Annotated in this window: 18 protein-coding genes, 1 tRNA gene, 1 pseudogene and 1 riboswitch; of the genes and pseudogenes, 10 read left to right on the top strand and 10 right to left on the bottom strand. The window is 57.9% G+C overall.

What is annotated here, in order from left to right; genetic code table 11:
- The first annotated feature begins 15 nt into the window (after positions 1-15).
- The 3 genes from NW834_RS01620 to NW834_RS01630 all read left to right on the top strand — a co-directional run bounded on the left by NW834_RS01620 (position 16) and on the right by NW834_RS01630 (position 1,735).
- Positions 16-465, top strand: coding sequence for a Fur family transcriptional regulator (locus tag NW834_RS01620; protein ID WP_414406651.1), 450 nt, complete (start codon positions 16-18; stop codon positions 463-465).
- Positions 462-965: an AbrB family transcriptional regulator gene (locus NW834_RS01625; protein WP_414330730.1), complete on the top strand. Its 504-nt coding sequence runs from the start codon at positions 462-464 to the stop codon at positions 963-965. The genes NW834_RS01620 and NW834_RS01625 overlap by 4 nt, the downstream gene beginning before the upstream one ends.
- 74 nt (positions 966-1,039) lie before the next feature.
- Positions 1,040-1,735: a chorismate pyruvate-lyase family protein gene (locus NW834_RS01630; RefSeq protein ID WP_414419788.1), complete on the top strand. Its 696-nt coding sequence runs from the start codon at positions 1,040-1,042 to the stop codon at positions 1,733-1,735.
- On the opposite strand, the gene NW834_RS01635 is transcribed toward NW834_RS01630, so the two are convergent.
- Together NW834_RS01635 and NW834_RS01640 are read right to left on the bottom strand one after the other, a co-directional pair.
- Positions 1,732-2,559, bottom strand: a complete 828-nt coding sequence (locus NW834_RS01635; RefSeq protein WP_011434132.1) for a DnaJ domain-containing protein — start codon at positions 2,557-2,559, stop codon at positions 1,732-1,734. The genes NW834_RS01630 and NW834_RS01635 overlap by 4 nt on opposite strands.
- 129 nt (positions 2,560-2,688) lie before the next feature.
- Positions 2,689-4,260: a photosystem II high light acclimation radical SAM protein gene (locus NW834_RS01640; protein WP_414357551.1), complete on the bottom strand. Its 1,572-nt coding sequence runs from the start codon at positions 4,258-4,260 to the stop codon at positions 2,689-2,691.
- A gap of 134 nt (positions 4,261-4,394) precedes the next feature.
- Here NW834_RS01640 and NW834_RS01645 point away from each other — a divergent pair, with 134 nt between their 5' ends.
- The 3 genes and pseudogenes from NW834_RS01645 to NW834_RS01655 all read left to right on the top strand — a co-directional run bounded on the left by NW834_RS01645 (position 4,395) and on the right by NW834_RS01655 (position 7,264).
- Positions 4,395-5,759 carry a serine/threonine protein kinase gene (locus NW834_RS01645; protein ID WP_414419789.1) on the top strand — a complete coding sequence of 455 codons (1,365 nt, stop codon included), beginning with the start codon at positions 4,395-4,397 and terminating at the stop codon, positions 5,757-5,759.
- Between the two features lie 98 nt (positions 5,760-5,857).
- A pseudogene (locus NW834_RS01650) lies at positions 5,858-6,411 on the top strand (IS5 family transposase); the annotation flags it as partial.
- 94 nt (positions 6,412-6,505) lie between these two features.
- The gene (locus NW834_RS01655; RefSeq protein ID WP_414419790.1) at positions 6,506-7,264 is read left to right on the top strand and encodes a TIGR00297 family protein; all 759 of its coding nucleotides are present in this window, start codon (positions 6,506-6,508) and stop codon (positions 7,262-7,264) included.
- A 321-nt stretch (positions 7,265-7,585) separates the two neighbouring features.
- Here the strand turns inward: NW834_RS01655 and NW834_RS01660 are convergent, their stop codons facing one another.
- The 4 genes from NW834_RS01660 to clpP form a co-directional block, all read right to left on the bottom strand.
- Positions 7,586-7,918 (bottom strand): ribulose bisphosphate carboxylase small subunit, encoded by a 333-nt coding sequence (locus tag NW834_RS01660; RefSeq protein ID WP_011434136.1) that lies wholly within the window; start codon positions 7,916-7,918, stop codon positions 7,586-7,588.
- Between the two features lie 8 nt (positions 7,919-7,926).
- Positions 7,927-8,334 (bottom strand): RuBisCO chaperone RbcX, encoded by a 408-nt coding sequence (gene rcbX / locus NW834_RS01665; protein WP_414419791.1) that lies wholly within the window; start codon positions 8,332-8,334, stop codon positions 7,927-7,929.
- A gap of 66 nt (positions 8,335-8,400) precedes the next feature.
- A complete protein-coding gene (locus NW834_RS01670; protein ID WP_011434138.1) occupies positions 8,401-9,825 on the bottom strand; it encodes a form I ribulose bisphosphate carboxylase large subunit in 1,425 nt (474 codons plus the stop codon).
- Between the two features lie 508 nt (positions 9,826-10,333).
- Positions 10,334-10,936: an ATP-dependent Clp endopeptidase proteolytic subunit ClpP gene (gene clpP / locus NW834_RS01675; protein WP_011434140.1), complete on the bottom strand. Its 603-nt coding sequence runs from the start codon at positions 10,934-10,936 to the stop codon at positions 10,334-10,336.
- Between the two features lie 391 nt (positions 10,937-11,327).
- Between clpP and NW834_RS01680 the strand changes: the two genes are divergently transcribed.
- Positions 11,328-11,400 (top strand) — tRNA-Glu (locus tag NW834_RS01680).
- A 310-nt stretch (positions 11,401-11,710) separates the two neighbouring features.
- Here NW834_RS01680 and NW834_RS01685 read toward each other — a convergent pair.
- Entirely contained in the window at positions 11,711-12,058 is a 348-nt protein-coding gene (locus NW834_RS01685; RefSeq protein ID WP_414419792.1) for a DUF1815 family protein, read from the bottom strand.
- A gap of 487 nt (positions 12,059-12,545) precedes the next feature.
- On the opposite strand from NW834_RS01685, the gene NW834_RS01690 reads away from it, so the two are divergent.
- Positions 12,546-13,793, top strand: a complete 1,248-nt coding sequence (locus tag NW834_RS01690) for a URC4/urg3 family protein (RefSeq protein WP_414419793.1) — start codon at positions 12,546-12,548, stop codon at positions 13,791-13,793.
- On the opposite strand, the gene NW834_RS01695 is transcribed toward NW834_RS01690, so the two are convergent.
- Positions 13,790-15,193 carry a cobyrinate a,c-diamide synthase gene (locus tag NW834_RS01695; protein WP_414419794.1) on the bottom strand — a complete coding sequence of 468 codons (1,404 nt, stop codon included), beginning with the start codon at positions 15,191-15,193 and terminating at the stop codon, positions 13,790-13,792. The two genes, NW834_RS01690 and NW834_RS01695, sit on opposite strands and share 4 nt — an antisense overlap.
- Positions 15,194-15,209: 16 nt before the next feature.
- Entirely contained in the window at positions 15,210-15,803 is a 594-nt protein-coding gene (cobO, locus tag NW834_RS01700) for a cob(I)yrinic acid a,c-diamide adenosyltransferase (protein ID WP_414419803.1), read from the bottom strand.
- Positions 15,804-16,078: 275 nt separating this feature from the next.
- Between cobO and NW834_RS01705 the strand changes: the two genes are divergently transcribed.
- Together NW834_RS01705 and metK are read left to right on the top strand one after the other, a co-directional pair.
- Entirely contained in the window at positions 16,079-16,447 is a 369-nt protein-coding gene (locus NW834_RS01705) for a hypothetical protein (protein WP_414419795.1), read from the top strand.
- A gap of 67 nt (positions 16,448-16,514) precedes the next feature.
- A riboswitch (SAM riboswitch) is annotated at positions 16,515-16,626 on the top strand.
- Between the two features lie 298 nt (positions 16,627-16,924).
- Complete coding sequence (metK, locus tag NW834_RS01710) at positions 16,925-18,184, top strand: methionine adenosyltransferase (RefSeq protein WP_041436796.1); 1,260 nt, start codon at positions 16,925-16,927, stop codon at positions 18,182-18,184.
- A gap of 28 nt (positions 18,185-18,212) precedes the next feature.
- Here the strand turns inward: metK and NW834_RS01715 are convergent, their stop codons facing one another.
- Positions 18,213-18,728, bottom strand: a complete 516-nt coding sequence (locus NW834_RS01715) for a MogA/MoaB family molybdenum cofactor biosynthesis protein (protein WP_414419796.1) — start codon at positions 18,726-18,728, stop codon at positions 18,213-18,215.
- Positions 18,729-18,740 lie beyond the last annotated feature (12 nt).

The following is an 18,740-nucleotide window of genomic DNA, read 5'->3' on the forward strand; positions in this document are numbered from 1 at the left end:
CTACACGAAGGGATCATGTCTTCTTCCCGCCAGACCCGCAACCAGAAATTGATTCTGGAGGTGCTAGAGCAGCAGTCGCAGCCCCTTTCGGCGCAAGAGATCTTTCTGGAGTTGCGCAATGCCAACCACACCGTCGGTCTGGCCACGGTTTATCGAGTTTTGGATGCTCTGCGCAATGAGGGCAAGCTGCAAGCGGTCAACTTGGGAGACCAGCAGACCTACTACCAGGTTCTGCCCAGCAATGGCCACAACCGCCACCACCTGATCTGCACCGAATGTCGGCGGGTGGTGCCTTTGCCCGATTGTCCGGTGGAAGATTTGGAGGCACAGCTTTCCAGTCAGTACCAATTCGCGATCGAGTACCATGTGCTTGACTTCTACGGCGTCTGTGCCCAGTGCCGTAGAGGGGTTGGGCCAAGCCCGGACTCACAGCGTTCCTCTTTTCTCAAAGCTAAGCCCAAATGATGAGCTATCTCTGGACAGTGTTGATCGGGCTGGCCGGCGCCCTGATCGGGGTCAAGCTGAGGCTTCCGGCGGGAGCGCTGGTGGGCTCCATGGTGGCGGTGGGTTTGGTGAATGTCTGGGGGGCGATCCCGATTCCCGCTCCCCCAGCCGGGATTCGCTTTGCCATGCAGGTGGTATTGGGCATCCTCTTGGGTACCAAGCTCACTGCCGATACGCTTTTGGCCCTAAAAGATCTGTGGCGACCAGCCCTGCTCTGTACAGTGATTGCGGTGGGCACGGGGGTCTTGTCGGGGTACCTGATCTCCCGTTGGCTGGGGATCGAGCGCTTGACTGCCATCTTGGGCACAGCTCCAGGAGGCATTTCCGACATGAGCCTGATAGCCCTGGACATGGGAGCCCAAACCAGCACAGTGGTGGTCATGCACTTGGCACGCCTGATCAGTGTCGTCGTGGTCGTCCCCTGGGTGGTGCGGCTGTTGGTTCAGCCGGGCACGAGCTAGGAAACTCCTCAGAGCAGAGATGGTGGGTGGGTTAGACTAAGGGCGATACAGAACTTAACAACTGAACCGCTGCCTTGGAACTTTCCCCTTCTCCCCTCACCTGCCATGCCGACGCTGCCGGATCCCCTTGGAGCGCTGCTCTCCGTTCTGCAGATGGCTCTTTGGGCAATGTCTCCTCTGGCCAAGGCGATTGGTGGCCTCTACAGCTGCATTGGCAGGGGGAGCCAGACCCGGTACAGCCTGAGCTGGTGCAGGTGGATCCCGTGCTGCGCTTGCTGCTTTTGGGGGATGGCTTTACCACCCGTAATCTTGCTGCCTTGATCCAAGAGCCGATTCAGGCTCATCTGCTGGACACGGGCCGGGTTGATTTACAGGCAGAGCAGGGCACTGCCCCCAAGTCCATGCAACAGCTGGCCAGAGATTTGGGGCGGCTGGGATCCCCTTTGATGCGGCGGCGGGTTTGGCTGTGCGGAGTAACCTCTCAACAGCCCTTGCTCTATGCCACCTCTTGGTGGAACTCCGAACATCTGGTTCAATACTTGCCCCATCCCGATCGGCCCATTGGCCAAAATCTGATCCAAGAAAAACTGGAGACCTTTCGCGAGCTGCGCGGCCTTTACTACGGCGAGGCAGACCCGGTTGCCCGGCTGCTGCAGTGTCCCGGTCCCTTCTGGGCTAGGCATTATCTTTTGTTGCACAGGGGCCAGCCTTTGACCGTCATCTACGAGGTGTTTTCTCCACGGCTGGCCGCAAGGGCCCTGTCCCGCTAGCGCGACGGAGACCTCCAACGGCGCACGGCTGCGGTGATGGCGGCTGCCACCTGCGGATCCAATTGGGCGCTGGCGGAGATGCGCTGATAGTCCTCTGGGGTCAGTTGATGGGCGACGATGATCTCGGCAGCAGCAGCCTCAAACTGTTGTTCGATTTGCCGACGTTCCTCGCTGCTGTTGGCCTGTTGGAGGCGATTTTGGGTGCTCTCCAGAAGAGGTTGCACCGCCAGGAGGGTGCGGGCAAAGCGGTCAATCTGCTCAGAAGAAGGTGGAGAGGTGGCTTCAGAAAGACTAGCCGGGGCCGAGGTCATCGTCTCTGAAGAGGTTGCGGGCAGATCCCCATCCCATCCGGAGTCTGGCCTGGGCGAGGGAGAGGGATCCGGGTTGGCAGGAGCCTGGAGGGCCACTCTGCCGGCTGCGTCCAAGTCTTGGGCCGGGTTGAGGGCATTCCAAAGGGCCAAGCCCGCCAAACACAGAGCAGCCCCTATCAGTCCAGCACTCAAGAGGGCGAGCCAACTGACAGAGGTCGCAGTCGGCTCAAGCACCACCTGCACCGGCGCATGAGGAGGCAAGGGTTTGGACATGAGGCTGAGATCGTAAGCCCGACGCTGCTGGCTATCGCTGAGAACTCGGTAGGCGTGTTGTAGCTGGAGGAACTCCCGCTGGGCCAACTGCCGCAACCCTGCGGGGATATCGGCAGGCAACCGATCCGGGTGCAGTTCGCGTGCCCGCTGGCGGTAGGCAGCTTTGATCTCCTCCAGGCTGGCTTGGGGAGAAAGCCCCAGCTGTTGGTAGTAGGTGGGGGAAGCAGGCAGAGTAGGCATGGGAGCAGTTGGTTGCAGAACAGAGGGAGAACCGGCTGCCTTCGAAGGCCAGCCACCTTACCCCAACAGGGATCCCTCCTTTCGGACCAGCATATCCTGCCCGGTTCAGCGAGGCTGCTGGCCCAAGAGCTAAGACACGTAAACCCCTGTTAGAGGCGCGCTCAGGGCTTCTTCCAACTCTGCCAGGCCAAGACGACGCTCCAGGATATCCATCACCTCGCGGCCAAAATCATGGGGGTTGCGATCCCAGGCTTCCAGACACACTTCCCCAAAAAAGGATCCCAGGGGTTCTGGGTTCCAGAGCAGTTTGCGCGCCGTCCAAGGAGTCATGTGCATGGGGTTAAAGCGGTCGTCGATAACACCGATTTTGCGAGCAAAATCTTCTAGATGAGTGTGGGGTTGCAGGCCGATGAAGAAGATGGCCGGCTCAACTTTGTCGCGACCAAAGATGGCTTCCAGCTCGCGATGGTACCGTACTGTTTGCCGAATGGTTTCCGGTCGCTCGTCGATAACATTAAAGGAGTAATTGACCGAAACCAGGTCGTTAAATCCTGCCTGTTTGAGGTAGCGGCAACTCTCCAGTACCGTGCGCAGGTTATAGCCCATGCGCATTTTGCGCACCAGCTCCTGGGATCCGCTGGTGATGCCGATCTCGAAGTAGCTCATGCCAGTTTTCACCATGAGCTCGGCCAGCTTTGGGGTGAGGTTGTCGGCCCGAATATAGGCAGCCCAACGAATATCGGTCATGCCGGCATCAAGAATTTTCTGCAGCAATTCCTCCGCATCCTCAATGTAGCGGCGGGCAGGGATAAACTGGGCGTCAGTAAACCAAAAGTTTCGCACTCCTCGCTCGTACAACTGCATCATTTCTCGGATCACTTCATCCACAGGGTTGAGGCGCACCTGCTTGCCTTCGATGACGGTGTAGATGCAGTAGCAGCAGTTGTGGGGGCAGCCGCGCTTGGTTTGTACCCCAATGTAAAAGTCGCCCCCTTCTAAGTAGTAGTCAATTTCCGGCCAAATGGCGGTGATGTAGGTGTAATCACAGGCGGTTTTTTGCAGAGGTTGGGGCGGCTCGTGGATCAAACCTGGGCGAGGCTGTTCCAGCTTGGCCCGATAGCAGCGCTCTGCAGCAAGGCTTTGCCCTTGGATCACTTTTTCCAGCAGCGTTTCTCCTTCCCCCACCGAGATGATGGTGCCTTTGGGCAGATAGCGGCCCAATTGTTCATAGAAGACGCTGACTGCCCCACCTCCCAGCACCGCTTCAGCGTGAGGTTTGTAGCGCCTGGCTCTGCGGATCCCCTGCCAGACCAGCCGGGTGTTGCGCCAAATCTCGCCATAGTAGGCCAGCACCAGCCTGAGGCTATTCAGGGATCCCCGCAATTTTTTCAGGGGGTTGCGGGCGTAGAAAAACTCAAAAGAGTGTTGCAACAGGTTGCCGGCCCGCCCGTTCACCGGCGCATAGACTTGAATATCTCGCCAAGAGAAAACCAGCAAATCCGGCTGAAACTGGTCGATCTGCTCCAGCATGCGGCGGCGAAAATCTAGGGGCGGGAAGGTGCCCATATCGAAGATGCGCTGCTCAACTTGGGGGAACAGCTTGTGGACGTGATCGGCCAAATAAACCACCCCAATGGGAAAAATGGGGTTGCAGGGCAGCCGCACATAGAGGATTTTTTGAATCTTCAGGTTCGAGGCCATATAACCTGAGAGCTTACTTTACATCTCTTCACTCACTCTAGTCGGTTTTTGAGGGGCGCGGCGGCAGGGATCCAAAAGGGACAAGGATAAGCTAAAGCTGAAACAACCAGCAGGGTCGGACCTGAGGAGGGGATATGGCTCCAGAGCGCCCAATTTGGCGCCAGCGCTATCGGCCAGAGCGGCGATTGAGCAAGCGCAGCGGCAGACACACCTACCTGGCTCAGGATTTGCTCACCTCGGAACAGGTGGTGATCAAGCTGCTGCTCTTTGGGCCAGACTTTGATTGGGCCGACCTGAAACTGTTTGAGCGGGAAGCCCAGATCCTGCAGACCCTCTCCCATCCGGCCATTCCCCAATACCGTGACCACTTCGAGATCAGCCTCAAGGGAGGGCGTGGCTTAGCGCTGGTACAAACCTATATCGAAGCCCCCTCGCTACAGGAGTGGATCGAGCAAGGGCGGCGCTTTGCCGAGCCGGAGGTGCGGGATCTGGCGCAAAAGTTGCTGCGCATTCTCGTCTACCTGCACGAACTCCATCCCCCCGTCATTCACCGGGATCTCAAGCCCAGCAACATTCTGTTGGCAGCCGACGGGCAGGTGTACCTGGTGGATTTTGGCTCTGTGCAGGCTGCTGCCCCCCGGGAGCAGGGATCCTACACTGTGGTGGGAAGCTACGGCTACATGCCCCTGGAGCAATTTGGCGGCAGAACCGTGCCCGCTTCCGATCTCTACAGCCTGGGCGCCACGCTGATTCACCTGCTCACGGGCCAGCATCCGGCGGACTTGCCCCAGGAGGGATCCCGGATTGCGTTCGAGCAAGCGGTGCAACTGAGCCCGCCCTTTCGCGACTGGCTGCGGTGGTTGACGGAGCCTCTGGTGGCGAATCGTCCCGCTTCCGCCCGGCAGGCCCTGGAGGCGCTGGAGCATTTGGATCGTCGTCCCGCCTTGATTCCCTCAGACGCAGCAGCAGTCCCTCCTCGACAGCCAGCAGGCAGCCGGATTCAACTGCACAAGTCCGAACAGACCTTTCAGGTGGTGATCCCGGCCCGGCAAACCGGTGTTTTGGCGTTGCTGCCTTTCGCCATCGCTTGGAACTCCGTCATCACCTTTTCCACGATCATATCGGTTGGGCATGCGCCTTTTCCGGCCAATCTGTTGTTTGGCCTATTCATCCTGCCCTTCTGGACGGTGGGGTTGGTGATGGTGGGCGTGATCCTCTACGGTCTATTCGGCAAAGTCCACCTACGGATCGACACAAAATACATTCGCCTGGTTTACGAGGTGTTTGGCCTGCGCTTTCGCAGAGTTCCCCCCAGTCGGCGATGGGATATTGACCGGCTAGAGCTGATCCCATGCCAAAGCCCACAGTTGAACATCTGGGCGGGCAACCGCAAATACGAGTTGGGAGCGGGGATCCCTTTGCAGGAGCCAGAGCTGGAGTGGTTGGCCTCGGAACTAAGCCGTTGGCTGAAGATCCCAGTTGAACGGCAAAAGGTGTAGTCGTTAGGTTTTTTGCATTTAGTTATGATAAGGACAGTTTTTGGGTAAGGTCTGATGAGTTATCTTGCTGCAGATCACAGCAAATAAAATAGCAAAAAATTATAGCTTTCCTGAAAACAGAATCCAGATCCACATCGGCAAAGAGGCAGGATGCAAACAGTTTATCCAAGGCCTGCTGTAATAGCTCGCTCTGGATCCCCGTGGCGCTACCTCCCAAAAAGATATGGAAAATGATACACCAGAGATTCCATCGCTGGAGTTGCTTGGGAGTTTGGGAAAGACCCTGACTTAGAGCATCTTATCCTTGACTCAACTGTCGTTCGTGCTCACCCCTGGGCAGCCGCAAAAAAAGGGGAGCAAGCTTTGGGGAGGAGTCGAGGTGGATACAGCACTCAGATCCATGTGAGTGTGGATGGTTTGGGGAAGCCGTTAGTGTTTAGAATCACAGCAGGGCAAAGCAGGATATTACCCAAGCAGAGGCATTACCAGAGAGTTGGCAAGAAGAGCATACGAAGGTGATAGGGGATAAGATTCTCAGGAATTCAGGGAGAGGATAGACAAGGGAAGGCCGGGTGCTGATTCCTTCTAAGAGGAATAGGAGGGTGGTGGGAGATTTGACCGGCACGTTTACAGGGAGAGGCATTTAGTCGATAAAAGATTTTTTTGCGATTTAACACGGATTGCTATATTGGTGCTTGTACTGAGGATTATCTGGCCAAATTGCTGTGGATAAAGTTTAAGGGTATATGTGGCAAGCGTGGCTTCTGAGTCAGTGGGGGGTGGCACTCTGGCTCAACCTGGCTCTGGTGGTGCTGGGTCTGCTGAGCCCTCAGAAGGCTTTGACGCGAGCAGGGGTCATCCACGCGGGCCTGCTGGGCCTGCTGGTGTGGGGGGGGCTGGGGGGGCGGGGCTACGCGGTGGTAGCTGCCTATTTTTTAGTGGGAACAGCCGTAACCAAACTGGGGATCCGGCGCAAGCAGGCGCAGGGGATCGCCGAAAAGCGAGAGGGGGCGCGAGGGCCGGAGAACGTCTGGGGATCCGCTTTAACCGGGGCAGTATGTGCGCTAGGATACGCTTTCTTCCCGCATCCCCTGTGGTGGTTGGGATACAGCGCCAGCTTTGCAGCGAAATTGGCCGATACCGTCAGCAGCGAGGTGGGGAAAGCCTATGGCCGCAAGACCTTTTTGATCACCACCTTCCAGTCCGTGCCGGCGGGCACAGAAGGAGCCGTGAGCCTAGAGGGATCCCTGGCGGGGGTGACGGCAGCGGCAGGGATGGCCGGGTTGGCCTGGGGGATTGGCGGGGAGTGGGTGGGGGAAAGCCCATTTTGGTTGGGCATCTGCTGGCTGGCTGGGATCCTGGCCACCCTGGCGGAAAGCTGGATGGGAGTGGTGTTACAACCCCGTTTGGCCTGGATGACCAACGAAGTCGTGAACGGCATTCAAACAACTTTGGCCGCTCTTCTGGCGGTAGGGCTGGGATCCCTTATGGGCATCGGATCCTAGAAATAGGGTCACCATGAACTACCCCACCGTATAGGCAGATGGGGTTTCTAGTGCCCCATCCCCTTAACAGTGAGGTTTTTGTCCCTTCCTCTGTCCCAGTTGCTTCATAGACCCGCAGGTCTCTGAAGGAGTGCTGCAACATCCGAGACCAACGAGGCTGGTTCCCAACCCCGGTTGCCCGTTGACGGCAACGTTGTACATGACCATTACCGAACCACGGTCTCTATTGCCGTGCCACCGAGAACGGCCATACAAAGAAGTCAAGCCAGGAGGCTTGACCAAAAGGGGAGAAGCTCTCCCCTTTCGCTGACCAGAGCTCCCTTAGCGCAGGCCGCTGGGCTTATAGACCAGGAAGCTGAGCACTTGGCACTGCTTAATGTTGTCGAACCCCACCACGCGAATGAAACAGTTGGGGTAGGCGCTGCGGCAAGCCTGCACTTCGCTGAGCACCTCCTGGGGAGAAGTGGCGCTGAACAGGGGCAGCTTCCACAGCGTCCAATAGCGAACCGTCGGTTCAGACGATTCGTTGAACTCTATGGCCGGGATGTAGCCCTGATCCAAGATGTACTGCACCTGCTTGATGATCTGCAGATCCGTCAGCGGCGGCAGATAGGAGAGGGTTTCGTAGCGGCGCTCTTTTGGTAAGGTTTGCATGATCGGTGTCACTCCGTTTCGGGTCTAGGGTTTTGCGGGGGGGATCCCGCTTCCGGGTGGGTAACGGGCAGGGATCCCGTCGCCGAGGTGATCCGTTCCAGATGATTGCGGCGGTGCTCCATGTTGGCTTGCTGGATGCCGGATTTGGCCATCTCCGGCAGGTAATCCACCACCTCCGCAGCAATGTGCTCGCGAACGGTCATGATGCGATAGGCCAACTCAGGACGCTCAGCCAACAAAGCCCGCAGGTAGGCTTCTCCATCCTGAAGGTTTTGCCGAGCGGAGAACTGCTGTAGCCAAAGGGCCCTGGGGGGATCTGTTTCGCTCAGTTGGGCCAGCACCGTGCGCATCGCCTGATAAGTCAGGTAGCTGATCAAGGTCTTGGCAGTGTCCTTGGCGATCTGTTTCAGATCCATTGCCGATCCAGGGAGGGAGCCAGCAGGGCAAGAGAACCGTGGGGATCCCTTGCCCCCAGCAGATCTCTAGAGGGTGTCGACGGCCTTGAACTCGAACTTGATTTCCTTCCACAGCTCGCAGGCAGCCGCCAGCTCTGGCGACCACTTGGCTGCTTCCCGGATAATGTCGTTGCCTTCGCGGGCCAGATCTCGACCTTCGTTACGAGCTTGGATACAAGCCTCCAAGGCCACCCGGTTGGCGGTTGCGCCCGGCGCGTTGCCCCAGGGGTGTCCCAAGGTTCCGCCGCCAAACTGCAGCACCGAGTCGTCGCCGAAGATTTCCACCAGCGCCGGCATGTGCCAAACGTGGATCCCACCGGAAGCCACCGGCATCACCCCTGGCATGGAAGCCCAATCTTGGGTGAAGAAAATGCCGCGGGAGCGATCGGCCTCTACGTAGTTTTCCCGCATGAGATCCACAAAGCCCATCGTAATGGCGCGGTCGCCTTCCAGCTTGCCCACCACCGTACCGGAGTGCAGGTGGTCGCCACCGGACATGCGCAAACACTTGGCCAACACCCGGAAGTGGATGCCATGGTTCTTCTGCCGGTCGATCACCGCGTGCATTGCCCGGTGGATGTGCAGCAGAATGCCGTTATCCCGGCACCACTTGGCCAGGCTGGTGTTGGCAGTAAAGCCGGCTGTCAAGTAGTCGTGCATGATGATAGGGGCGCCCAACTCCTTGGCAAACTCGGCCCGCTTGAACATCTCTTCGCAGGTGGGCGCCGTCACGTTCAAATAGTGGCCCTTGATCTCGCCGGTTTCCGCTTGGGCCTTGTGGACAGCCTCCATCACGAACAGATAGCGATCTCGCCAGCGCTGGAAGGGCTGGGAGTTGATGTTTTCGTCATCTTTGGTGAAGTCCAAGCCGCCCCGCAGAGCTTCATACACGGCCCGCCCGTAGTTTTTGGCAGAAAGGCCCAACTTGGGCTTGATGGTGCAGCCCAGCAGCGGACGGCCATACTTATTCAATTTGTCCCGCTCCACCTGAATGCCATGGGGAGGGCCCTGGAAGGTTTTCAGGTAGGCCACCGGAATTCGTACATCTTCCAGCCGCAGCGCCTTTAGGGCCTTAAAGCCAAAAACGTTGCCCACAATCGAGGTGAGCATGTTGGTCACCGAGCCTTCCTCGAACAGATCCAGCGGATAGGCGACGAAGCAGAAGTACTGGTTGTCTTCGCCGGGAACCGGCTCGATGTCATAGCAGCGGCCTTTGTACCGATCCAAGTCAGTAAGCAAATCGGTCCATACCGTTGTCCAGGTGCCCGTCGAAGACTCAGCCGCCACGGCTGCCCCCGCCTCTTCGGGAGGAACGCCCGGTTGAGGGGTAACTCGGAAACAGGCCAAGACGTCGGTATCCTTAGGTGTGTAGTCGGGAGTGTAATAGGTGAGTCGGTAATCCTTCACCCCGGCTTGATAGCCGCTTTTGGATTGGGTTGCTGAGTAGGCCACGTTGATCTCCCTCTGAACGAATTACAGAACCAGAAAATGCCCTTCACGGATGCAACCAAGAGGAAAAACTCAGGGCCAAAACTCGAGACCGCCGAGTTTCCGTGAATAAGACCGCCCCACAACCATGAGGCCAAAGTTGGGCTTTAAGACACTCTTCATCCCGGCGGATGGAAGCCCTAAACCCTTCTTTTCGAGCGCCTTCAATTACTAGCTTCGACTCCCTGGATTTGCAAACCCAGCGGAAAGGAATTTATACAGCGCCTAAGCTAGAATCTCGGCAAACACAACTCTATATAGGTTTAATCCTAAGCTACCATCCGCAATAATGGGCTGATCATTACTTTCTTTATGAGTTTGATTAGTTTAATTAAAGTAAGACCCCCTGCTTCCCGCTGAGAATACAGATTTCTTTGGCTTTCTTAATATCTTTTGGGTGGAATCCCCGGCCAAAACCAAAAGCTCCCTTCTTTGAGGGAGCAGAGCAAACCCACCCGCAGGGCCTGGACGGTCAAGAAACGGCTGCCAGGGTTGGCTGGGGTCTCTTGCTGATCACCTGGTCGATGAGGCCGTACTCTTTGGCTTGTTCTGGGGTCATGAAGTTGTCGCGGTCGGTATCTCGTTCGATGCGCTCTAGAGGTTGACCGGTGTGGTAGGCCAGCAAGCTATTGAGGCTGTTTTTGATGAAGAGGATCTCTTTGGCCTGAATTTCAATATCGGTAGCTGGCCCCTGAGCTCCACCAAGGGGTTGGTGGATCATGATGCGGGCGTGGGGAAGGGCAATGCGCTTGCCTTTGGTGCCCCCTGCCAGCAGAAAGGCTCCCATGCTGGCAGCCAAACCAATGCAGATGGTGGAGACATCCGGCTGAATGTGCTGCATGGTGTCGTAAATGGCCATGCCAGCATAGACAGAGCCGCCGGGGGAGTTGATGTAGAGGTAGATGTCTTTTTCAGGGTCTTCGGACTCCAAGTAGAGCATCTGGGCCACAATCAGGTTAGCAATGTCGTCGTCCACCTGGGTGCCCAAGAAAATGATCCGATCCCGCAAGAGACGCGAGTAAATGTCAAAGGCGCGCTCGCCTCGCGCAGATTGCTCAATAACGGTGGGAATCATGCCAGTCCAAACGATGGGTCAGTCCTTACTAGTGTAGTCTAAGCCACTGGACGGGTGCTTTGCTCAGAACGACTCACCGGCCCGCCTCCGTACGGGGCTCGATGGGGTGTGAGCCGGCTAGAACAGCAAGGAGACGGGGTGGTTATGGCGGGATCCCTCTTCTTCTGGGATGTGGAACGGGTCTGAGGTGTAGCTTTTTAACGATGGGGGAAGGCGAAGCCAAGATGGACGTGATCCCAGATGAACCGATCGTGATTGCCAGCCTGCTGAGCCTGGCTTTGCTGGGGATCTTGATTCTGAACTTGGCAGGGCGTGGGTCTGGGGATGCAGATTAAAAGGTTGACAAGCTTACTTATCCTTCTTTAGGATTAGGATCGCCTTGTCGGAGAGCGCCCCCATCGTCTAGAGGCCTAGGACACATCCCTTTCACGGATGCGACAGGGGTTCGAATCCCCTTGGGGGTATTGGGTCAGAGTTATAAGATAAAGCCATCAACAGGGGATCCCTGGCAGCGGTGACACCTTACTCAGACTTTACTCAGAGAGGCTTTGCCGCCACAAACCACTCCAGATACAAGCTGGGAGAGCGGGTCATCTGGGATCCCCATACAAGCGGCATGGGCAGCCAGCCAACTGCCACTCCGTCGAGGGGGATCCCTATTCCACCCTTACTCCTCAACAGGGGAAAAATCTCCAAAGCAGCGGCCTAGAAGGTTAGGCTTAGTTGTCCAATCGGCTACGGCTTGGGTTTGAGCAGACCTAGGGCCTGCCAGGATCAGGTGCTGGCCACCAGAGCTTCAGCCGGCGTGGCGGCGACCAACAGCTCATCTTTGATAAGCTCTGCCAGCTCTTGCAGTTGGTGAATCGCCTCTGCTCCTTCCAATTTCATGAGCTCTCGGTCATCCCGCATTTCTGTCCAGCTAATGGAGCATTCGGAAACCAAAAAGCGAATCAGGTGCCCCTCTCGTAAGCTGACCATAAACGAGGCACTCTCGAAAGACGTACCACAGGTGTAGCAAGAGGCTGGGTAGCCCCGCTTCTCCAAAACGATGGCCAGGGCCTGCAAACTCATCACCAGATCTTGAACATAGCTGCGGTATTGTTCCGCCAACCGTGTGAACATCACACTCCTCCCTAATGAATTGGCCTCTGTGGGGCTCCGCCTAGCTGCAAATGACCTAACTAGTAATTTATGCTTAGGGCTAGGTTTACATCTATCATAACAATCGACAACCCCTCAAGGAAGTGATTAAGGCCACAGAGTAGGCGAAGTCTACCTCAGTGAAATGTAGTATTCAACACTTCATCTTAACAAAGACATCAAAATTTACCTCGAGTCAATGCTCTTATCTATCTGGATCCTCACCCAGTGCTTGGCCCAGTCTTTTCTCAAAATGGCTCAGCGGCTGCTCGTGTCAGCAGGACAGTTGCCTCAAAGCTTTCTCTTGCAAGGGTCTCACCGATCGCGAAGTAAGACGCGGTCTTTTGACAAGAGACCGGCGGGAGTGTCAAGTGGGCCAAGGCTTGCAGACGAATGCAGATCAAGGTGGGTTCCCGCCCGATTATGCTGAGAAAATTCTCGGCATGGACAATTGAGAAGGAACGGCTTGATGCTGACACCTGTTGATCTGGAAAAACGAGTGGCTTATTTGCAGAGTCCCCAAGCCATTCGGGATCGCTGTCAGTTGCTATTGGAAAGGGTTTTGGCCGGTGAATCAGAGCATTTTCGCCTCGACCTGAACCGGCTGGGATCCGTAGCCGACTATGTGATCACCACAATGCGGGCCCATTATCCCAACGGGGAAATTCCCTTCCACAGCCGCTGGCAACATTTTCAGGTGGGATCCGGGGAGCGCCTAGCCCGTTTGGAAAATCGACTTAAAGACATGGATCCGCTGGAGCGGCTGCGATGCAAGTGGGATCTGGCCATAGTCAGCGTGCTGCTGGACGCAGGGGCAGGCTCTGCCTGGAAGTACCGGGATCCAGAAAGTCAGACGGTGGTGGGTCGTTCCGAAGGTTTGGCCTTGGCCAGTTTCGACTGGTTCTGGCAAGGTGGGTTTTCCAGCGATCCCCAGCAGCCTCTGCAGGTGGATGCGGCGGGCCTGGAGCGGATCACCTTGGCGGATTTGGCAGCAGCTTTCCAAGTGGGGCCGGAAAATCCTTTGCTGGGGCTGGAAGGACGCTGGCAACTGCTGCAAAGGTTGGCACAAACTTTGCGGGCTCAACCTCATTACTTTGGATCCGGTCACAATCTTCCTCGTCCAGGCCGGTTGTGGGACGCCATCCAGCCTGAGGATCCCAGCGGTGGGATCGAGGCAGCACAGGTCTTACAGGCGGTTCAGAGGGGGGTTGGCCCCATTTGGCCTGGGCGAGTCTCGCTGGCCGGGATCCCTCTGGGGGATGTCTGGCCCTATCCCCACCTGCCCCAAACGGAGCCGGGGAGCCATTGGGTGCCTTTTCACAAGTTGTCCCAATGGATGACCTATTCTCTGCTGGAGCCGTTGCAGCAGGAGGGGATCCCGATCTGGGGTTTGGATGAGCTGACGGGTTTGGCGGAGTATCGCAACGGGGGGTTGTTTGTGGATTTGGGGGTGATCCAACTTAAGCAGCCGGAGATTGGTCAGCAACCGTATCCTCCAGATTCGACGGTGATTGTGGAGTGGCGGGCCCTGACGGTGATTTTGCTGGATCAAGTTGCCTCCTTAATCCGGGAAAGACTGGGTTGCTCTGCCCAAGAGTTGCCCCTGGTGAAGATACTGCAAGGGGGAACCTGGACGGCAGGACGGCAAATCGCTGCCCAGCTCAGGCCAGATGCTTCTCCTCCCATCCAACTGCTCAGCGATGGCACGGTTTTTTAGGGATCCCCTTTCGAGATTCTTAAGAAGTTCTGTAATAATCTCAGGGCCAAATCAGGACGGGATCCCCAGTGCAGATGCAGGTACGAAGCGTGAAGGCGCTCGGTGGCCCATCCTTCCTGTTGAGGCTGGGCGGGGGATCCCCAGCTGTAGATTGGGCTGGGGGAGATGGGGGTGCTGCGGGAGCGGTGAAATTCATGACCGCGCAGGCGATCCCCAGCTGGGGCCAGCAGGGTTGGGCGCAAAACGGCAGCTGCGCGGTAGCCCAAACATAGCCGGTTGGCCATGTCTACTGTGATGGGCAACAGCCCGGCCATCGGGTAGGTCTTTCCCTGAAAATCGGTGAGGGATTGGCCCAGCACCATCAGTCCGCCACACTCGGCATAGAGGGGTGGGTGGGCGGGCGGGAGCGGGCGTTGGTTAATGCTCTCAGATAGAGGTGCTGCAAACAATTCCGGGAACCCTCCCCCCAGCAGCACGCCGTCGCAGGGCTCCGGTGGCCATAGCCCCACCTGGAGGGGGGAATACTCCAGCAGCTCGGCTCCACAGGCCCGCAACAGATCCAAGTTGTCGGCGTAGTAGAAGTTAAAGGCGTGGTCTTGGGCCACCGCCACCCGTACCTGTTCGCAGCGGCGGGGCGGAGTCCTTTCGGTGAGAGGGGGGATCCCTGGCCACAGCTCTCCTACCGCTGGAGGAAGCCTCCGAATGAGGGGCAATAGGCTATCCCAATTGACGTGTTGCTCGGCCAGCTCGGCCCAGGCAGCTTGCCAGTGGGGGAAGTGATCCAGTTCTGAGACAGGCACCAACCCCAGGTGGCGGCTGGGCAACCGCAAATCCTCCCGCCGGGGAAACTGGCCCAAGACTGGGATCCCCGCTGCAGCCGCTGCCTGCTGCAAGATTTGTCCATGCCGCTCCGAGGCCACCCGGTTGAAAATCACCCCGGCAATGGAGAGGCGGGGATCCCAGCGGCTCAAGCCGTAGAGCAAAGCGGCCACCGTCGTTCCCATGCCGCTGCCATCGATCACCAGCACCACAGGGATCCCGAGCAGGCGGGCCACATGGGCGCTGCTGGCAAAAAAAGGCTCCGTTCCGCCCTCGGGGAGGGGCAGGGATCCTGGCGCTCGTCCATCGAAGAGGCCCATTACCCCCTCCACAATGGCTCCATCCTTGCCCTGGCAATGGTGGCGAAAGCAGCGCTGCACAAAGTCCTCGTCGGTCAAGAAGGGATCCAAAGTGCGACAGGGGATCCCGCTCACCGCCGTGTGAAACAGAGGATCAATGTAATCCGGCCCCACCTTGAAAGGTTGGATGCGCAGGCCCCGTCGCCTCAGAGCGGCCAACAGAGCCAGAGTGATGGTGGTTTTGCCGCTGCCGCTTGCTGCCGCCGCCAGCAGAATGGCCATCTTTCCTGCCCAAGGGTTAGAACTCGATGCCGATTTGCGCCTTGATCCCCTGGTCACGGAAGGGATGCTTGACCAAAGTCATCTCCGTCACCAGATCGGCTCGGTCGATCAACGCTGCCGGCGCGCCCCGCCCCGTCAAGATCAGGTGAACCCGCTCCGGTTTCTCCGCTAGCCCGGCCAACACCCTGTCCGGCGAGAGATATCCCAACTTGAGGGCGACATTGATCTCATCCAGAAGCACCAACTGAAACTCCCCGCTGGTGAACAGCTCCCGCCCCTTTTCCCAGGCCGCCTGTGCATGGGCGATGTCTCGCTCCCGGTCTTGGGTTTCCCAGGTAAAGCCCTCTCCCATGGCGTAAAAAGCTATTTTCCCCAGGCCCAGCTCTGGATGCTCGACCAATTTCCGCAATAGCTTGGCTTCTCCTGGATCCCAGGCCCCCTTGATAAATTGCACCACCCCCACCGACAATCCCTGGCCGAGGGCGCGGAAGATCATGCCAAAGGCAGCCGTGGTCTTTCCCTTGCCCTGCCCGGTGTGTACGATGATCAAGCCCTTGTCATCTCGCATGCCCGACAGACGCTGCCGCTGGATCTGCTGGCGTTTTTGCATTCTTTGGCGATGCCGCCAGTTTGGGTCGGCCTCTGCGCCCGGTGAAGACTCCGCACCGCTATCGCAAGCGTCCTCAAGTTCTGTTGTCGAGAGGGGTTGGGATCCGGAAGCCGGTGCAGGCAAGCCAGACAGGGCGGGTTGGGCCATAATCAAAAGGAATCGAGATTCGCCACACAGGCTGAGGGGAACTGCACCACTGGCGCGACCGTCGGGGCAAACCCAAGTTCCCCACAGTGAACCGCCTTTATCCTAATCCGGTTTCATTCGGCTGGGATATGAGAGAACCGGCTGCCGCTTTCCGAGATAGCCTGCTAACGTACTGCTTCATCTGGGCAGTGCTGGCAATAGGGTGTTTTCAAGTCTTGCCCCGCATCCAAGTCGTATCTGCCGCCGAGTTGCAACCGTGGCTAGCGCCCAGCTACTTTGCAGGTCTGGGGGGATCCCTATTGGCAGCCTTGGGATCCCTGTTGGCCATCTCAGCCGAAACGACGCCAAATCCTGCCGACAAAAAGCATCTGCACCGCTTGGCTTGGGGATTGGGGACAGTTGGCTTTCTCGGCGTTCTCTCCCCCCTGGGCTTGGCCGGCGCATTCTTTCTCAAAGCCGCTCAGGGGACAGACTGGTGGCAGGGTCTGTTTGGCTGAAGCCGCCCACAGCTTATTTTTTTGACAAATGGGCGGAGGTTGGGGGTACTATAGGGACAAGTTCCGTTCTTTATCCAGAGCAGACTGAGGGACCAGGCCCAATGAAGCTGCGGCAACCCGGCGGAAGCCTCCGCTACGGTGCCAATTCCTGCGGTTAGTCAGTAACCGAAAGATAAAGGCAATAAAGTTTTCTCTAGAGGATAGCCCTCTTTGGCGGGGGACTTTTCTGGCAACTTTATCCTTTAGCAGCTCCCATAGCTCTGGTCGCGGCAGCGGGGCAAGGCCTTCGCGGCAGTGCTGGTGCGTCAGCGGTGCAGAACGCTTGCTGGTTGCTGGGCCTTTCCTCTGGCTGAGTTGGGGCTGGTGCGGAGCACCTGGGGATCCCTGGTTGGCTCTTTCTCCGACGGATAATGAACGAGCGGGTGAGCCTTGTTTTTTGTTCAGGTTCTCAGTTCTAGCTTTTAAGGAGAAGGTTCGTTGTCCAAGTCGTTTTTGTTTTCCTCGGAGTCGGTGACGGAGGGGCACCCCGACAAAATCTGCGATCAGATCTCCGATGCCATCGTGGATGCCCTCTTGACGGCGGATCCCCTCAGTCGGGTGGCCGCCGAGGTGGTGGTCAATACGGGCCTGGTTTTGTTGACCGGGGAGATCACCTCGCAAGCGCAGGTCAACTTCACCCGTCTGGTGCGGGACAAGGTGGCCGAAATTGGCTATACCGATGCCAAGAATGGGTTTTGTGCCGAAAGCTGCGCGGTGTTGGTGGCTTTCGATGAGCAATCTCCCGATATTGCCCAAGGGGTGAACATGGCCCTGGAAAGTCGCGGCTCCCAGGAAGATCAATTCGACTTGGTCGGGGCCGGGGATCAGGGGTTGATGTTTGGCTTTGCCTGCGATGAAACTCCCGAGTTGATGCCCTTGCCCATTAGCTTGGCCCACCGCCTCAGCCGCCAGTTGGCCACGGTTCGCAAAAACGGCACCCTGCCCTATCTGCGCCCGGATGGCAAAACGCAGGTGACTGTGGCCTATGAGGAAGGTCGCCCGGTGGGCATTCACACCCTGCTCATCTCCACCCAGCACACACCCACGATTGGCGCCATTACGGAAGAGGCGGCGGTGCAAGAGCGGATCCGCGCCGATCTCTGGGAGGCAGTGGTCACGCCGGTGTTTGCCGAGCTGCCCATCAAGCCGGATAGCCACACCCGCTTCCTCACCAATCCCACCGGCAAGTTTGTCATCGGCGGCCCTCAGGGAGATGCGGGCCTGACCGGACGCAAGATCATCGTCGATACCTACGGCGGCTATTCTCGCCATGGGGGCGGGGCCTTCTCCGGCAAGGATCCCACCAAGGTGGATCGCAGCGCTGCCTATGCGGCTCGTTACGTGGCCAAGAACATCGTGGCAGCTGGCTTGGCGCAAAAATGTGAAGTGCAGGTGAGCTACGCCATTGGGGTAGCCCGCCCCATCAACATTTTGGTGGAAACCTTTGGCACAGGGCGCATCCCCGACGAAGAGCTGTTGCGGCTGGTGCAGCGCCACTTCGATCTGAGGCCGGCAGCCATTTTGGCCCAGTTCCAACTGCGGGAGCTGCCCCGCCAACGGGGGGGACGCTTCTACCAAAATGTAGCGGTCTATGGTCACTTCGGGCAAACTCACCTGGATCTGCCCTGGGAGCGCACCGATAAAGCCGCTCTGCTGCGGGAGGAGGCTCTTGCCAAGGCGACTGCCCTCTTGGCCTAAGAGGGGATCACTAAGACGGCCTGCTGCCTCAATGCTTGCCCTGGTGCAGTTGCTTAACCAGGTGGGGTAGCTCCGGCAGGATCAGGCTGCGCATAGCCAGTTGCACGGCTGCTGGGGAGCCAGGCATGGAAAAGATCAAGCACTTTCCGTGGATCCCGGCGATGGCCCGAGAGGCGATGGCCCGACTGCCGACCTGGGCGTAGCTGAGCTGACGGAAGATCTCGCCAAAACCGGGCAAGGTTTTCTCTAAGAGAGCCTCAATGGCGTCATAGGTGGTGTCGCGGGGGGCGATGCCTGTGCCGCCATTCAACAGGATCACCGGCAGGGATCCGGCCCAATCCTGAACCTGCTCTCGAATGAGCTGCGGTTCATCTCGGAGAATGCAATATCTCTCCACCCGGTGGCCGGACTCCTGGAGGGCTGTGCAGATAAACTGGCCGCTGTGGTCGGTTTCAGGGGTGCGTGTGTCGCTGACGGTGATCACCCCACAGGGCAAGGAGGCAACGTGCTCTGCACCGCTGTCGCGATCAAGGGGAAAGGTCATGGCGGGGATCCC

The organism is Synechococcus sp. R60.1, from assembly GCF_047461835.1.
Lineage (GTDB): Bacteria > Cyanobacteriota > Cyanobacteriia > Thermostichales > Thermostichaceae > Thermostichus.

Coding starts and splice junctions, on each gene's coding strand:
- NW834_RS01690 (WP_414419793.1), top strand. CDS start 12,546: ATGCTGACACCTGTTGATCTGGAAAAACGAGTGGCTTATTTGCAGAGT.
- NW834_RS01695 (WP_414419794.1), bottom strand. CDS start 15,193: ATGGCCATTCTGCTGGCGGCGGCAGCAAGCGGCAGCGGCAAAACCACC.
- NW834_RS01645 (WP_414419789.1), top strand. CDS start 4,395: ATGGCTCCAGAGCGCCCAATTTGGCGCCAGCGCTATCGGCCAGAGCGG.
- cobO (WP_414419803.1), bottom strand. CDS start 15,803: ATGCAAAAACGCCAGCAGATCCAGCGGCAGCGTCTGTCGGGCATGCGA.
- NW834_RS01715 (WP_414419796.1), bottom strand. CDS start 18,728: ATGACCTTTCCCCTTGATCGCGACAGCGGTGCAGAGCACGTTGCCTCC.
- NW834_RS01635 (WP_011434132.1), bottom strand. CDS start 2,559: ATGCCTACTCTGCCTGCTTCCCCCACCTACTACCAACAGCTGGGGCTT.
- NW834_RS01660 (WP_011434136.1), bottom strand. CDS start 7,918: ATGCAAACCTTACCAAAAGAGCGCCGCTACGAAACCCTCTCCTATCTG.
- rcbX (WP_414419791.1), bottom strand. CDS start 8,334: ATGGATCTGAAACAGATCGCCAAGGACACTGCCAAGACCTTGATCAGC.
- NW834_RS01620 (WP_414406651.1), top strand. CDS start 16: ATGTCTTCTTCCCGCCAGACCCGCAACCAGAAATTGATTCTGGAGGTG.
- NW834_RS01655 (WP_414419790.1), top strand. CDS start 6,506: ATGTGGCAAGCGTGGCTTCTGAGTCAGTGGGGGGTGGCACTCTGGCTC.
- NW834_RS01640 (WP_414357551.1), bottom strand. CDS start 4,260: ATGGCCTCGAACCTGAAGATTCAAAAAATCCTCTATGTGCGGCTGCCC.
- NW834_RS01625 (WP_414330730.1), top strand. CDS start 462: ATGATGAGCTATCTCTGGACAGTGTTGATCGGGCTGGCCGGCGCCCTG.
- NW834_RS01705 (WP_414419795.1), top strand. CDS start 16,079: ATGAGAGAACCGGCTGCCGCTTTCCGAGATAGCCTGCTAACGTACTGC.
- NW834_RS01685 (WP_414419792.1), bottom strand. CDS start 12,058: ATGTTCACACGGTTGGCGGAACAATACCGCAGCTATGTTCAAGATCTG.
- clpP (WP_011434140.1), bottom strand. CDS start 10,936: ATGATTCCCACCGTTATTGAGCAATCTGCGCGAGGCGAGCGCGCCTTT.